Below are 15,785 nucleotides of genomic sequence, written 5' to 3' on the forward strand. Positions count from 1 at the left end.
CCGGTACACCGACGCTTGCCGGTACGCCGGTGTCCAGCGGCACGGCGGCCGGTGTCACCGGAGGCGCGCGCGCCGCCGCCGGTGCCCCCGGCCGGTCCGGGGGCACGCCCTCGGCGGCCGGCCAGGTCATCGAGCGCTTGCGCAAGGGCTTCGGCCTGGCCGGGCCCCGCCACGGACGGCACACGCTCAGCGCCGAGCATCTGGACGCCCTCGCCCTGCCCCTCGGGGACGACGGCGTGGTGGCCGGTGTGGACGGCGCGGGGCAGCCGGCGGTCCTCGGGGTCAACCGGCCGACGCCGTACGACGTGGTGCTCATCGGGGGCCTGTGGACCGCGCAGGTGCTGGCGTTGCGGGCCACGGCCACCGGCGCGCACGTCGCGGTGGAGACGGGCCGCCCGCAGGCCTGGCAGCAGATGGTGCACGCCATGGGAGGTGCGCAGAACGGCCTGTCCGTGCACGAAGTGGGGCGGGTACCGCCGCAGGGCGCCTCCGCCGGCACCCCGGTGCTGGTCGTGCGCGACTGCGGCATGCGGCCTCCGCGCGGACGGGTCGTCTCCGGGCCGTGGCAGTCGGTGCTGACGCTCCTGCCGTACCTGAGCCCGGTGGCGCCCCGCCTCCTCCGGCAGGCGCGGCTCGTCGGCATCCAGCGCGTCTCGCCGGACGAGGCCGCCGAACTGGGCCGCAGCATGGCTCTGACGGCCGAGCAGGTGGAGTCGCTGCCCACCCTCGCCGACGGGATGACCCTGTGGTGCGCCGACCGGGACCGCCGCTACGTGCTGACCCGGCCCACGGACGCCGAGATCGGGCTCCTGGGCAACCCTCGCCGGATGGACTGAGAGGGCCAGGGCCGGTTCCGTCCAAGTGTCAAGCCCGTGGGGCTCGAAGCGGCTTTCCGACCGTTTCGTCGCCGTCGTCGGCTGATGGGGTTGTCGGCGTGATGGGAAAGTCCTCCGGTTCCGTGTGTTTTGTGACCCGCGGGGCCCGAGGCGGCGGACGGGCGGGGCTGCCGGGGCGGGGCATGTGGTGATTAGGCTGGGGACGGGCACGACGTCACGACCCGTGGCCCGGCGGCGGTGTTGCGAGGGAAGAGCGGGGGAGCCGATGCACCGTGCTGCCCCGGACGGCCGCGGAGTCGTTCGAACCACTGCGGACGACACAGCAGACAGAAGCAAGGGTCGCCCCAGCACGGCATGAGGGTGCTCGACCACACCAGGAGGAACACTGTGAGCAGCGATCGGGACGGGAACCGCGGGGGCTGGGCGACACCCGGCGATGACCAGCCCGACGCGGAGTCCGCAGTGGAGATGACGGGCGAGTTCACCATCGACTACGCGCCGCCCGCCTGGTACACGCAGAACGCCTCGGGGAGTTCCGGGTCCGGGCAGGGCCCGGAGACGTCCGGTGGGGCCGGTGCCCCGGTGGCGCCCGAGGAGCCCGAGGAGCCCGCGGTTCCCGGTGGCCTCGCGGCGCCGCCGCACGGACCCGGAGTGCCCGGTGGCACTTCGGGCCCGGGGACGCACACAGCGCCGGAGGGGTCTGTACCGCCGCAGGCCGGTCCCCTTCCTGCGCACGGGACCGCCGAGCCGTACGGACATGCCGCTCCGCATGTCGCCGAGCCGTTCGGGCAGAGCTCTCCCCCCGCAGCCGAGCCGTTCGGGCAGGCCACTCCCCCCGCCGCCGCATCGGGGCAGGTACCAGCGCCCGGCGTGCCTTTCACGCCTGCTGGGCAGCCGCCCGCTCCCTTCACGCCGCCCTCTGCCCCATTCTCTCCTCCTGCTCCTCCGCCGAGCGCGCCCTTCACGCCGGCGGCACCGCCGGGGCCGCCCGTCGACGCCGAGGCCTCCCCCGGGGTCCCCAAGCTCCCGACGGGCAGCGGGTTCGAGCCGCAGGGCGCGCAGCCGGGTGTGCCGCCGCAGGGGCAGTGGCCGCCCCAGAGCGCACCTGAGGCGGCACCGGCCGTCCCGACGACCGCTCCGGCATCGCCCACCTCACCACCCGCCGCGCCCACTGCCTCCGCCGAGGAGGAGCCCGGCAACGGTGATCTGGAGAGCGGCGCCACCATGCGCTTCTCCGCGGTCGCTCTGAAGCGGGAGATCGCGGCCGAGCGTGCCTCCGCGGCGGACGACCGGTCCCCCGGCTCGGCGGACCGGGGCCCGGAGGAGCACCGGAGCGACCGTGCGAGCGCGGACGCCACGCCTTCCGCCGACGCGGGTGACGTGCATGACGCGGGTGCGGGTGACGCCGGTGTGACGCATGGCGCGAGCGAGGGTGACAGCGCCGGCCCGTCCGCTGACGGAGCCGCCAGGACCTCGGGGACGACCGCGCCCGAGGGCGTCACCTCGTCCGGTGACGGAGACGGAGAGACCCCGGACGCGGATGCCACGGGCACCGGCCGGGGCAGTGAGCCGGTCCCGGCGGACCGGACGCCCGGGGCCGACCCCGAGCCGGGTGCCCCGCAGGACGGTGACTCCTTGGACGCCGCATCCGCGGCGGGGACACCGGCCACGGACGGCGGTGCGACGGACGACGCGGACCCCGTCACGGCCGACGCGGCCTCAGCGGCGAACGGGCCCGTTGACGGCCCTGTCGGGGACGCCGGCGCACAGGCCCGTCCTGCTGTGCCCGCCGCCGAGCCCGCCGACGAGGTGCCGTCCGACGCCGCGCCGTCCGAGGACCGCCCCGGGAGTGGCGCGCCCCAGAATGAGGCTCAGCCCGACGCCCCGGAGCGCGACGCCGCTCAGCCCGTTCCCGCCGACGCCGGTGCCACGGACGGGCAGCCGGCCTGGACACCCCCGGCCCCCCAGGGCGTGCCGCCCCTGCCGCCGTCGTACCAGCCGGCCGCTCCCGCGCCTGCGAGCCAGTGGCCCGCGCAGTCGCAGCAGTCACAGCAGTCGGAGTACCAGCCGTCGGCCCAGCCCCAGCCGCCCGTCCAGCCTCCGGCCCAGCCGGTGGACCCGCACGCCCAGCCCCAGCCCGGGGCGGCTCAGGTCCAGCCGCCGTTCCAGCCGCAGGCTCCGCAGCCGGCGCCCGCCGCCTGGAACCAGCAGCCCGCTCCCGCGCCGCCGCACCAGCCGTCGGCGCAGCCCGCACCGCAGCCCGGCGGTTACGGCTTCCCGCAGCAGGGCGCCCCCGCCGCACCCGCCCCCGATCCGCAGGGCGGCTACGGCTTCCCCCAGCCGGGCGTCCCGCCGCAGGCCCAGCCGCCGCAGCGGCAGGAAGGCGCCGGGCAGCCGCAGCCCCCCGTCGACCCGCGCACGGGCGCCGCCTGGCCGCAGCCGATCCAGCACGACCAGCGGCAGCCGACCAACCCCGGGGCCGCGCCGCTCGGTTACACCGCCGCCGTCGAGCTGTCGTCCGACCGGCTGCTCAACAGCAAGCGGCAGAAGGCGAAGAGCAGCCGTCCGGTGGGCGGCGGCGGCCGCTTCAAGCTCGGCGGGAAGAAGGAGGAGGCCGAGCGGCAGCGCAAGCTCGAGCTGATCCGTACGCCCGTGCTGTCCTGCTACCGGATCGCGGTGATCAGCCTCAAGGGCGGTGTCGGCAAGACGACCACCACCACGGCCCTCGGCTCGACCCTGGCCACCGAGCGGCAGGACAAGATCCTGGCGATCGACGCCAACCCGGACGCGGGCACCCTCGGGCGCCGCGTGCGGCGGGAGACCGGGGCGACCATCCGCGACCTCGTCCAGGCGATCCCGTACCTCAACTCGTACATGGACATCCGGCGGTTCACCTCGCAGGCCCCGTCGGGGCTGGAGATCATCGCCAACGACGTCGACCCGGCCGTGTCCACGACGTTCAACGACGAGGACTACCGGCGCGCGATCGACGTGCTCGGCAAGCAGTACCCGGTGATCCTCACGGACTCGGGGACGGGCCTGCTGTACAGCGCCATGCGCGGTGTGCTCGACCTCGCCGACCAGCTCATCATCATCTCCACGCCGTCGGTGGACGGCGCGAGCAGCGCGAGCACGACCCTGGACTGGCTGTCCGCGCACGGCTACGCCGACCTGGTCTCGCGGTCCATCACCGTCATCTCCGGGGTGCGCGAGACCGGCAAGATGATCAAGGTCGACGACATCGTGTCGCACTTCGAGACGCGCTGCCGGGGCGTCATCGTCGTGCCGTTCGACGAGCACCTCGCCGCCGGGGCCGAGGTCGACCTCGACATGATGCGGCCGAAGGTGCGCGAGGCGTACTTCAACCTGGCCGCGATGGTCGCCGAGGACTTCGTCCGGCACCAGCAGTCGCACGGGCTGTGGACCTCCGACGGCAACCCGCCGCCGGTCGCCGCCCCTCCGCTGCCCGGCCACCAGATGCCGCCCGGCCACCAGATGCCGCCGGGCCACCAGATGCCGCCGCACCAGCAGATCCCCGGCCAGGTCCCGGCTCAGGCGCCCCACCCCGGGCAGCCGCAGCAGCCCTTCCCCGGCCAGCAGGCCCCGGGCCAGCCTGGCCCGTACCCGCAGCAACAGCCGCAGCCCCACCCCGGGCAGCCGTATCCGCACCCCGGCCAGCCCTACGCCCACCCGGGACAGCCCCCGGCCCAGCCCGGCCACCCCTACCCGCAGGCCGCACATCAGCAGCCCTACGCCCAGCCGGGCCAGCCGGGACAGCCGGCACAACCCGGACTGCCGGGACAGCCAGCGCACCCGAGCCACCCGGGCCAGCAGCCCCAGCCCGGACAGCCCGCCCAGCCCTACCCGCACCAGGGCCAGCCGGGCCACCCCGGCCAGCCGCCCGCCGCTCCCCCGCAGCCCGGCTACGGCTACCCGCAGCCGGACCGAGCAGGACAGGGACACCCCGGCGCCCCCGGGCCGCAGCCCCAGCCCGGTCACCCGGAGGACCGGACCCCGCCACCCCCCGCGCAGTAACCGCCTCACCCGATCGGCCCCTTTCGAGGGGCCGTTCGCCTGTCGGGCCCGTGCCGTTCCCACCCGGCGCGGGCCCCGGCGCGTTCCGGGGTGAAATCCGTTGCCAGGCCCTGGCCAGCGGCGCGTCAGTGGTCTCGACCAATGGGCGTAAAACGCTCGTCAATTCGTTATTTCCGCAGGCCACAAGGGGTGAACGCGCCGTTGACGGGCGGAGACGGCCGCTGATACACACACATCAACCCCCTGACAGCTGATCAACCCGTCCTTCCCGTCCGAGCGATGACGCGAGGTCCGTCCATGGGCACGAACGATCAGAAACGCAGCCTCCCGCGCGGCCTCCGGCTCGTCGCCGTCGCCGGGGCGGCCGCGCTCACCCTCACCGCCGGTCTCGCGACCCCGCTCGACCCGGCACCCCGGCAGGCCCGGGCGGCCGGCGACGGCAAGCAGGTGCTGACCGTCGCGGTGGCGCAGAGCGTGGACTCGCTCAGCCCCTTCCTCGCGGTCCGGCTGCTCAGCACGAGCATCCACCGGCTCATGTACGAGTACCTGACCACCTACGACCCCAAGGACAACCGGGCCATCCCCGGCCTGGCCACCAAGTGGGAGTCCTCGCCGGACAAGCTGACCTGGACGTACACGATCCGCTCGAACTCCACGTGGTCGGACGGGCGGCGGGCGACCGCCGAGGACGCGGCGTGGACGTTCCACAAGATGATGACCGACGACGGCGCCGCCACGGCCAACGGCAGCTACGTGGGGAACTTCCGGAAGGTGACCGCCCCGAGCCCCACGAAGCTGGTCATCGAGCTGAAGAAGCCGCAGGCCACGATGACGGCGCTGGACGTGCCGATCGTGCCGAAGCACGTGTGGGAGAAGGTCTCGGACTTCTCCGAGTTCAACAACGACAAGACCTTCCCCGTGGTCGGCAACGGCCCGTTCGTGCTGACCGGGTACAAGGCCGACAGCTACGTACGGCTGAAGGCCAACAAGGACTTCTGGCGCGGGGCGCCCAAGTTCGACGAACTGGTGTTCCGCTACTACAAGGACCAGGACGCGGCCGTGTCGGCGCTGCGCAAGGGCGAGGTGTCCTTCGTCGCCGGGTCGCCGTCCCTGACACCCGCTCAGGCGGAGTCGCTCAAGGGCGCGGAGAACATCCAGGTCAACGACGCTCCCGGCCGCCGCTTCTACGCCCTGGCCACCAACCCGGGCGCCCGGGCGAAGAACGGCGAGAAGTTCGGCGACGGCCACCCCTCCCTGCTCGACCAGCGGGTGCGCAACGCCCTGTTCATGGCGGTCGACCGCGAGGCCGTCATCGACAAGGTGTTCCGCGGCCACGCCGTCGAGGGCGAGGGCTACATCCCGCCCCGTTTCCAGGACTACTTCTGGAAGCCGTCCGCGCGCCAGAAGCTGGCGTACGACCCGGCGAAGGCGGCCCGGCTGCTCGACGAGGCCGGCTACAGGAAGAACGGCGACGGCAAACGCGTCGGCAAGGACGGCAAGCCCCTCACCTACCGCGTCCTGTGCCACGCCACCGACCCGAACGACAAGGCGGTCGGCAAGTACCTCCAGGAGTGGTGGGGCGACCTCGGCATCGGCGTCCGCCTCGACTGCCTGGACAACGTGACCGACCCCTGGCTCGCCGGAAAGTACGACCTGGCCTTCGACGGCTGGTCGGTCAACCCCGACCCGGACTTCGTGCTGTCGATCCACACCTGCGGCGCGCTCCCGGCGACCCCGAAGGACACCGGCGCGACGGACAACTTCATCTGCGACAAGAAGTACGACGAGCTCTACGCCCGGCAGCGCGCCGAGTACGACCCCGCCAAACGGGCGGACATCGTCCAGCAGATGGAGTCGCGGCTGTACGACCTCGGGTACATGAACGTCATGGCGTATCCGAACGCGGTCGAGGCCTACCGGACGGACCACATCGAGTCGATCACGACGATGCCCGCGAAGGCGGGCAACATCTACGGCCAGGACGGCTACTGGAGCTGGTGGTCGGCGGTCCCCGCCGATGCGGGCGGGTCCTCGGACAACGCGTCCTCCACCGGCGTCGTGGTCGGGATCGTCGCGGGTGTGGTGGTCCTCGCCGCGCTCGGCGGTTTCGCGGCGATGCGCCGGCGGGCCACCGCCGAGGACCGCGAGTAGACGGGCGAACGGGCACTCATGACCGCTGACGCGACCCCCGCGCTGGTCGAGGACAGGCAGACGGCGGCCGGGCCGCGGGTACGCAGGGGCTCGGCGTACCCGCGGTACCTGGCCGGCAAGGTGGCCGGTGCGCTGGTCTCGCTGCTGGCCGTCCTCGTGACCAGCTTCTTCCTCTTCCGGCTGATCCCGGGCGACCCGGTGAAGACCATGACGGGCGGCCGCCAGGTCTCCGAGGAGCAACTGGCCGCCTACCGTGCGGAGTTCGGGCTCGACCTGCCGTTGTGGCGGCAGTTCACCGACTACTGCGGCAAGGCGCTCACCGGCGACCTCGGGACGTCGTACCAGTTCCGCGCCCCCGTCGTCGACAAGATCACCGAGGCGCTGCCGAACACGCTGCTGCTGACGGTGACCGCGTTCGTGCTGTACACGGCGCTCGGGATCCTCCTGGGTACCCGCTCGGCCTGGCGGCGGGGCGGGACCGGTGACCGGGTCAACACCGGCCTGGCGCTGACGCTGTACTCCATCCCGTCCTTCTGGCTCGGGCTGCTGCTGATCATCGTGCTGTCGGTGGGGATCGGGCCGATCCCCGGCATGTTCCCCACCGGCGGCATGGAGTCGGGTGGCGAGGAGGGCTTCGCCCACGTCCTCGACGTGGCCCACCACCTGGTGCTGCCGGTGGTGACGCTGGTGGCCGTGGAGTACGGGCAGACGCTGCTGGTCACCCGGTCCGCGCTGCTGGACGAGATGGGCAGCGACTACCTGACGACCGCACGGGCCAAGGGCCTGCGCGACGACCTCGTGCGCCGCCGGCACGCCGTGCCGAACGCGCTGCTGCCGACCGTGACCCTGATCTTCATCAACCTGGGCCGGACGGTGGCAGGCGTGATCCTGGTGGAGACGGTGTTCTCCTGGCCGGGTCTCGGCGGCCTGTTCTACCAGGCGCTGAGCGTGCCCGACCTGCCGCTGGTGCAGGGACTGTTCTTCGTGTTCGCCGCCGCGGTGATCGTGATGAACACCCTCGCCGATCTGGTCTATCCCCTGCTGGACCCCCGGGTGGCACGATGACGACGACCCAGCCGGCTCCGGACCCGCGCGCCCTCGCCCGGCAGCGCCGCCGGGCCTCCGCCGCCCGCTTCTGGCGGAGCTACCGTGCCGAGAGGGCGGGCCTGTACGGACTGGCCGTACTGGCCCTGTGCGCGCTGCTGGCCCTGTTCGCCCCGCTGTTCGTCGGCTCCGACGTGAGCAGCGTGACGCAGGCTCCGGGGCGTCCGATGCAGAGCCCGAGCACCGCGTTCCCGCTCGGCACGGACCAGTTCGGGCGGGACCTGCTGGGCCTGGTGATCTGGGGCTCGCGGGTGTCGCTGCTGGTCGGACTGCTCGCGGCCGTGCTGTCGGTGGCCATCGGCACGCTGATCGGCGTGACGGCCGGGCACTTCAAGGGCTGGTACGCGACGGTGACGATGCGGATCACCGACTGGTTCCTCGTGATGCCGACGCTGGTGCTGGCCATCGCGCTGGCGACCGTGATGTCCCGCTCGCTCACCACGACCGTCGTCGCCATCGGCGTCACCACCTGGCCGACCACGGCCCGTCTGGTGCGGGCGCAGACCCTGGCGGTGGAGACCCGGCCGTACATCGAGCGGGCGCGGGCGCTCGGCGGCGGGCACTGGCACGTCATGTCCCGGCACGTCCTGCCCAACGTGATGCCGCTGGTGCTCGCCCAGACGACCCTGATCATCTCCTCGGCCATCCTCGCCGAGGCGACCCTCGCCTTCCTCGGCCTCGGCGATCCCACGGTCGTGTCGTGGGGCGGACTGCTGCAGGACGCCCGCGAGGCGGGTGCGGTCAGCGCGGGCGACTGGTGGTACCTGGTGCCGCCGGGCATCGCCATCGCCGTGGTGGCGCTGGCCTTCACACTGTGCGGGCGGGCCGTGGAGTCCGTCCTCAACCCCAGGCTGGGGGTGTCGCGTTGAGTCTGCTCGACGTCAGGAACCTGACGGTCACGTACCCGGGCGGATCGGCCGCCGTGCGCGGGGTGGACCTGCGCCTGGAGGCCGGCCGCAAACTCGGCATCGCCGGTGAGTCGGGCTGCGGCAAGTCCACCCTGGCGCTGGCCCTGCTGCGGCTGCTGCCCGCGGGCACCCGCATCACCGGGGAGGTGCTCCTCGACGGCGAGGACGTGCTGACCATGAAGTGGGGCCGGGTCCGGGCGGTCCGCTGGGCCGGCGCCTCGATCGTCTTCCAGGGCGCGATGCACTCCCTGAACGCCGTGCACCGCGTCGGCGACCAGATCGCCGAGCCGATCCTGCTGCACCGCAAGGCCACACCGGCCGGGGCGAGGAAGAGGACCGGCGAGCTGCTGGAGCAGGTCGGCCTGCCCGCGGCCCGCGCGCACGCCTACCCGCACGAGCTGTCCGGCGGGCAGCGCCAGCGGGTGATGATCGCCATGGCGCTGGCGTGCGACCCGCGGCTGGTCATCGCGGACGAGCCGACCACCGCCCTGGACGTGATGATCCAGGCGCAGATCCTGCGCCTCATCGAGCAGTCGGTCGCGGACCAGGACCTCGGCCTGATCATGATCAGCCACGACCTGGCGGTCCTGGCGGACACCTGCGACCGGCTCGCGGTGATGTACGCGGGCCGCGTGGTGGAGGAGGGCCCGGCCGCCCAGGTGTACGGGGACGCCCGGCACCCCTACGCCCGGGCCCTGTCGGCGGCGTTCCCGCGGATCGGCGACCCCGCGTCCCGGTTCGCGCCCCGGGGCCTGGCGGGCGACCCGCCCGACCCGGCCGCGCTGCCGACCGGGTGCACGTTCCATCCGCGCTGCCCCGTGGCCCTGGACTCGTGCACCGAGCAGGACCCGGCGCTGCGCGCGACGGCTCCCGACCGCAGGGCGGCCTGCGTGCTGGCCGGCCCGCCGGAAGCGGCGACCGGCCGGGAGCGGTCCGAGGGCCGCACCGGGCGGCCCCCGGGGGCGCCCGGCGAACCGGCCGGGGACCCGGAAGCCCTGGAGGAAGCGAGGCCCGGCACACCATGACCCTCTCCCCCACGGCCCCCGGGGTCACCATGGCACCCCTGCTGAGCGCCCGGGACCTGTACGTCACCTTCCCCGGCCGGCACGGCGGACCGCCGGCGCGCGCGGTGGACGGCGTCGACCTGGACATCCGGCCCGGCGAGATCGTCGCGCTGGTCGGCGAGTCCGGCTGCGGCAAGACGACCCTGGCCCGCAGCCTGCTGGGCCTGGTCGAGCCGACGTCGGGGCAGGTCTCCTTCGACGGCCGCCCGCTGCGGTACTCGGGCCGCTCCCTGAAGGCGTACCGCAAGCGCGTCCAGCTGGTCCTCCAGGACCCGAGCGGCTCCCTCAACCCGCGGCACACGGTGTACGACGCGGTCGCCGAAGGGCTGCGCATCCACGGCCACGGCGGCGACGAGCGGGCGGCCGTGGCCGAGGCGCTCTCCCGCGCCGGCCTGCGGCCACCGGAGCGCTTCTTCCTGCGCTACCCGCACGAACTGTCCGGCGGGCAGCGTCAGCGCGTGGTCATCGCGGGCGCGCTGGTCCTCCAGCCCGAACTCCTCGTCGCCGACGAGCCGGTGGCCTCGCTCGACGCCTCCGTGCGCGGCGAGATCCTCTCGCTGCTGCTGCGCCTGCGCACCGAACTCGGCCTGTCCGCCCTGGTCGTGACGCACGATCTGGGCCTGGCGTGGAACATCGCCGACCGGGTCGCGGTGATGTACCTGGGCCGGATCGTGGAGACGGGCCCGGTGGAGCAGGTCCTGACGGCGCCGCGGCACCCCTACACCCAGGCCCTCCTGTCCGTCCTCCCGGAGGCCCCGGGCGACCCGGTGGTGCTCACGGGGGAACCCCCGGACCCCTCACGGGTCCCGCCGGGCTGCCGCTTCCACGCGCGCTGCCAGGTCCTGGCGAGCGGCGAGGCGGACCGGGCGGGCGTGTCGGACGCGTGCCGGGGCCGGGACCCGGAGGTGCTGAGCGGCAGCGGGCAGTCGCAGGTCGCCTGCCACTGGGCGACGACCCTCCAGGGGCGCGGGGAACCGCGGGACTAGGCCCCCGCGGTGCCGCGGACGGACCTCAGGCGGACGGCCCTCAGGCGGACGGACCGGCCTCTTCGGCCGCCACCAGCTCCCGGCACCTCTGCACGTCCCGCCCCATCTGCTCGAGCAGGGCGTCCAGCGTGTCGAACGTGGCCTGCCCCCGCACGAACGCCAGGAAGTCGACCGCGACGTGCAGCCCGTACAGGTCGAGCCCGACACGGTCGATGGCGTACGCCTCCACCGTCCGCTCGGTGCCCTCGAACTGGGGGTTGGTGCCGACCGAGATGGCCGCGGGCATGGCCTCGCCCTGGGCGTGCAGCCAGCCGGCGTACACGCCGTCCGCCGGGATCGCGGTGTGGGGCAGGGTCTCGACGTTCGCGGTGGGGAAGCCGAGCTCGCGCCCGCGCTGGGCGCCCCGGACGACGACGCCCTCGACCCGGTGCGGACGGCCGAGGATCTCCGCGGCGCCCCGGACGTCGCCCTCGGCGACCAGGCGCCGGGTCAGCGTCGAGGAGAACGGCTCGCCGCCGCCCGCCTCACCCGTCACGTACAGGTCGACGACCTCGACCTCGAAGTCGTAGGTCTTGCCCTGGGTGGCCAGGAACTCCACGTTGCCCGCGGCCTTGTGGCCGAAGCGGAAGTTGGGGCCCTCGACGACGGCCCTGGCGTGCAGCTTGTCGACGAGCACCTTGACGACGAACTCGGCCGGCGACAGCTTCGAGAACTCGGTGGTGAAGGGGAGGATGAGCACCGCGTCCACACCCAGCTCGGCCATGAGTTCGGCACGGCGGTGGTGGGGGGCGAGGAGCGGGGGGTGGCTGCCGGGGCGGACGACCTCGCTGGGGTGCGGGTCGAAGGTGACGACGACGGCGGGCACGCCGAGCTCCCGGGCCCGGTCGACGGCATGCCGGATGATCAGCTGGTGTCCGCGGTGGACTCCGTCGTAGGAGCCGATGGTGACGACGCTACGCCCCCAGTCCTGGGGGATGTCCTCCAAGCCACGCCAGCGCTGCACTGTGCCTGCTCCTTGTCGAAAGCTCGTCGAACCCGTGTCGGTCGGTCGTCCGTGATTGCCTCGTGCGCAGGTCTAAGGGTGCCATGCCGGGTGCCGCCTGCCCGCATCGGCATGGGCGCTGTGACAGGGCGCACGGCACGGCGGCACGTCCCGGTGACCGGCCCGCCGCTCAGGCGGGCACGCGCAGGCCCGCCAGGCCCTCGATCGTGCGGCGCGCACTGGGTCCGACGAGGGCGGCCCACTCCCCCGGCTCGTCGGTGAGCCAGCCCGCCACGCGTGCGGCGAAACCCGGCACGTGCCGGCCGAGGTCGACCAGAGCGCGGTCGAAGCGGGTGGCGCCCTCCGGGGTGCGGGCCAGGCGCAGGCCGATCCGGTGGGCGAGGTCGCGCAGGTCCTCGCCCGCGTCCCGGGCCGCCGCGTGCAGCAGCGCGTCCAGGACGTCGGTGTCCTGCTCGCGGGCGAGGAGCGCGTCGCGCAGCTCGCGGCGCACGGGCCGGGAGGCGGGGATGCCGGGTGGGGTGAGGACGGCGGCCAGGGCGCAGCGCAGCCGTACGCCGCCGGTCTCCAGCAGGCCGGTGACCAGGGGCAGGAGCACGGCCCGGGCGGCGGCGCCCCGGTCGAGCCGCCGGTCCACGCAGGCGGCGACCGGCCCGGCGAGGTCCGGGCGGCGCTCGGCGGCTTCCCCGAGGAGGGCGGCGACCCGGTGGGCGAGGCCGGGCGGGGTGGCGTCGGCCAGGGCCCGCAGCGGTTCCTCGGCGTCGGGGCGCTCCAGCCGCCGGGCGAAGGCGTCGAGCACCGGCTCGGGGTGACTGGCCAGGGCGCCGGTCAGCGCGTCCGGCGGGAACCGGGGGTCGCCCGCGGCGAAGTGCTCCAGTGCCCGCGGCAAATGGCGGGGTCGGGTCTGCGGGTCCTGGACGAGCAGGGCGAGGGCGCCACCGTGCAGGGCGGCGTCCGCGGGGCGGGCGAGGAGGGTGAGGGCGGTGAAGCGCAGCAGGGCGCGGTCACCCGACTTGCCGGCCCGGGGTGCGACGCGCAGGCCGTGCTCGACCGCGGCGATCCTGCGTTCGGGCCGCTCGTCGCGGGCCCAGCGCTCGACGGCCCGGCAGATCGCCGAGGGTTCCTCCTCGGCCAGGACGGCGAGCAGTTCGTCGGCCCGGGGGTGGCCGCGGTCGGCGAGGGCGTCCGCCAACTCGTCCGGGGCGCGGTGGCGGTGGGTGTGCAGCAGGGCCTGGGCGGCCGTGGCGACGGTCGCGTGCGGGGTGGCGGGCAGCGGCTGCTCGTCGTCGAACCAGCGGGTGAGCTGCGGTTGCACGGCGACCGGGTCGGCCTCGAGCAGTGCGGCCACGGCGTCGAGGAAGCGCGGTCCGGCCTCGCACGGCGGCCCGTCGGCGTGCACCAGCCGTCGGAGCAGGGCGCACCGCACGTCCTGCGGCAGCCGCAGGCCGGTCCAGAAGGCGGGGCCGGCCTCCGCGGGCAGCGGACGCTCCTGGCGCCGCCAGGCCACGATCCGGTCGGCGAGCAGCCGCAGCACCTCGGTGTACGGCGTCGCGTCGGGCACGGCCGCGAGCGTGCCGGTGAGGAGCCGGGCGGCCCACCAGGAGCCCGGGTCGGCGTCCAGGGCGTGCACGAGGTCGGCCAGTCGGGAGGCGAGCCGGGCGCCGCCCTGCTGCCGGGCCAGGTGCAGCAGGGCCTGGACGACGGGTCCGGCGCGGTGGTGCGGGACCGGTTCGGGCGCTGTCCGCCCACCCCGGTGGACGAGGGCGTGCAGCGCCTCGTCGAGATCGAGGTGCAGGCCCTGGAGCCAGTCGGCGAACTCCTCGTGCGCGAAGCGGTAGCCGGATCCGGCGGGGACCAGCAGGCCCTCGGCGAGCACGGCCGGCGCCCAGCCGGTGCCGCCGGGCGGGGCGGGCGCGGGCCCCCAGGGGAACACCGCCTCGAACGCCTCCCGGTCCAGGTCACCGTGGCCGGGGCCGAGGCTGCGCCGGGCGGCCTCGTGCACCCGTCCGGCGACCCGCGCGGCCAGCCGGCGCACCGCGGTGCCGTGCAGGCCGCCGGGGGCGGCCAGGCGGGTGGCGACGCGCAGGGACATCAGGTCGAGGTGGGCGGAGAGGACCTCGTGCCGGTCGAGGGCGGCCCCGGTGAGGTCCGGGCCGCCGGGCAGGGCGCCGTGGACCTCGGCGAGCAGCCGCAGGGTCAGGGGGTGCCGGGCGTCGGCCGCGGCGAGGGCACCGTCGGCGATGCCGTGCCGCAGGCGGGCCTCCCGGGCCTGCGCCTCGGTGAGGTCGCCGAGGCGGACGCAGCCGGACGAGTCCAGCAGGGGTGCGGCCTGCTCCCAGTACTCCTCCCGGCAGGCGACCACGAGCCGTGCCCCGGTGTCGCGCAGCCACCGCACCGTCGCCTCCGCCCAGCCGGCCGTCCGGCGGGCCAGGGCGGGCGGCATCTCCTGAGGGTCGTCGAGCACCAGCAGCAGGGGCCGGCCGAGCCCGGCGGCGATCCGGGCGAGCCGTTCGGGTGTGCTGTCCGCGGGATCGGCCGGGAGCGGGTCCCGGGCCGCGGCCAGGACCGGGGCGGAGCGGGCGAGCGCCCGGCGGGCGGCCTCCGCGACCGAGGTGTCCTCGTCGTGCAGGTCGCAGCCGCGCAGCAGGAGCGTGGGGTGCCGGTCGGCCCGGCGGCGGGCGGCGAGGGCGGCGAGTTCCGTGGTCCGGCCGCTGCCGGGCGGCCCGACGAGCCCGAGGACGGGCGTCCGTCGGGCCGTGGAGGCGCCGAGCGCGGCCGCGACGTCCGGCCGTTCGACAGGGTCCGGGGCGTCGGTGCCGCCGGGCGGCGGGCCGTCCAGGCCCGCGGAGGTCGTCGTCAGGGCCAGCACACCGGCCAGGTTGAGGTCGGCGCCGTAGGCGGGCACCGTCGCCGCGTTCTCGGCCAGCAGCGCGCCGAGCGGTCCCGTCCGGTCGGCGACACCGGTGTGCAGCGGCACGGCGAACCCCACCTCGCTGTGGCCGGAGCTGAGCGCGGTGCCGAGCACGCCGACCACGGCTCCGGTGGCGGCGTCGAGGACCGGGCCGCCGGCCGCTCCCCCGCCCAGGCGCAGCGCGTCGCGCCCCGCCGTCCCGACGGCGAGCTCCAGGGCGTCGTCCAGCCGGTGGAAGCGGTCGGTCGCCGCGTACGTCACGGGGGTGCGGCCCAGGACCCGGGCCTCGCGCCAGCCGCCGGCGGGGATGTGCACATAGGCGCCGGTGCCGATCTCCTCCCGCACGGTGACGGGCAGCGGCGGCACCCCGAGCCCCTCGGTGCGCACCAGGGCCAGGTTCCGTGCGGGCAGGGGCGTGACGGCGTCGGCGTCGACGACCCGGCGGCGGTCCCCGGCGCCGTGCAGGACGAGCCGGGGCAGACCGTCGACGGCCTCGTGGCTGGTGATCAGCGTGCCGTGGTGGTCGGCCAGGAAGCCGGTGCCGCGCGGGCGGCCGGCGAGGTCGTGGATGCGGACCAGGGCGTTCCGGGGGAACGCCCGGTCGTCGTGCCCGGCTGCGCCGGGCTGCTCCCGCGAGTCCCGTGAGCCGTCCTCCGCCTCCCGGGACCGGTTTCGCGACGCCATCGTCCGAGCCTCCCCGCCGTACACCCGTGCCCTTGTGTTCGACAGTAGGGCGGCGAAGATCGGCGGGACAGATCACCTTGCGAAAGCGCCCCCTTCCGCTCCCCCG

At 75.0% G+C, this 15,785-nt stretch carries 9 protein-coding genes; 7 read left to right on the forward strand and 2 right to left on the reverse strand.

Annotation, left to right across the window (positions count from 1 at the left end):
- The first annotated feature begins 29 nt into the window (after positions 1-29).
- The 7 genes from ACH4C6_RS00115 to ACH4C6_RS00145 all read left to right on the forward strand — a co-directional run bounded on the left by ACH4C6_RS00115 (position 30) and on the right by ACH4C6_RS00145 (position 11,084).
- A complete protein-coding gene (locus tag ACH4C6_RS00115; RefSeq protein WP_398106262.1) occupies positions 30-836 on the forward strand; it encodes a hypothetical protein in 807 nt (268 codons plus the stop codon).
- 387 nt (positions 837-1,223) lie between these two features.
- On the forward strand, positions 1,224-4,871 hold the full coding sequence (locus ACH4C6_RS00120; protein ID WP_398106263.1) for an SCO5717 family growth-regulating ATPase: 3,648 nt from the start codon (positions 1,224-1,226) through the stop codon (positions 4,869-4,871).
- Between the two features lie 297 nt (positions 4,872-5,168).
- Positions 5,169-7,022 carry an ABC transporter substrate-binding protein gene (locus ACH4C6_RS00125; protein WP_398106264.1) on the forward strand — a complete coding sequence of 618 codons (1,854 nt, stop codon included), beginning with the start codon at positions 5,169-5,171 and terminating at the stop codon, positions 7,020-7,022.
- An 18-nt stretch (positions 7,023-7,040) separates the two neighbouring features.
- Complete coding sequence (locus tag ACH4C6_RS00130) at positions 7,041-8,087, forward strand: ABC transporter permease (RefSeq protein ID WP_398106265.1); 1,047 nt, start codon at positions 7,041-7,043, stop codon at positions 8,085-8,087.
- Complete coding sequence (locus tag ACH4C6_RS00135; RefSeq protein ID WP_398106266.1) at positions 8,084-8,995, forward strand: ABC transporter permease; 912 nt, start codon at positions 8,084-8,086, stop codon at positions 8,993-8,995. The genes ACH4C6_RS00130 and ACH4C6_RS00135 overlap by 4 nt, the downstream gene beginning before the upstream one ends.
- On the forward strand, positions 8,992-10,059 hold the full coding sequence (locus ACH4C6_RS00140; RefSeq protein WP_398106267.1) for an ABC transporter ATP-binding protein: 1,068 nt from the start codon (positions 8,992-8,994) through the stop codon (positions 10,057-10,059). Before ACH4C6_RS00135 ends, ACH4C6_RS00140 begins: the two co-directional genes overlap by 4 nt.
- Positions 10,056-11,084, forward strand: coding sequence for an ABC transporter ATP-binding protein (locus ACH4C6_RS00145; protein ID WP_398106268.1), 1,029 nt, complete (start codon positions 10,056-10,058; stop codon positions 11,082-11,084). The genes ACH4C6_RS00140 and ACH4C6_RS00145 overlap by 4 nt, the downstream gene beginning before the upstream one ends.
- A 40-nt stretch (positions 11,085-11,124) precedes the next feature.
- Here the strand turns inward: ACH4C6_RS00145 and ACH4C6_RS00150 are convergent, their stop codons facing one another.
- A complete protein-coding gene (locus ACH4C6_RS00150) occupies positions 11,125-12,087 on the reverse strand; it encodes a bifunctional riboflavin kinase/FAD synthetase (protein ID WP_398106269.1) in 963 nt (320 codons plus the stop codon).
- A 169-nt stretch (positions 12,088-12,256) separates the two neighbouring features.
- Positions 12,257-15,679, reverse strand: coding sequence for a trypsin-like peptidase domain-containing protein (locus ACH4C6_RS00155; RefSeq protein WP_398106270.1), 3,423 nt, complete (start codon positions 15,677-15,679; stop codon positions 12,257-12,259).
- Positions 15,680-15,785 lie beyond the last annotated feature (106 nt).

The sequence above is a fragment of the Streptomyces sp. NPDC017943 genome, from assembly GCF_044328425.1.
Classification (GTDB): domain Bacteria; phylum Actinomycetota; class Actinomycetes; order Streptomycetales; family Streptomycetaceae; genus Streptomyces; species Streptomyces djakartensis_A.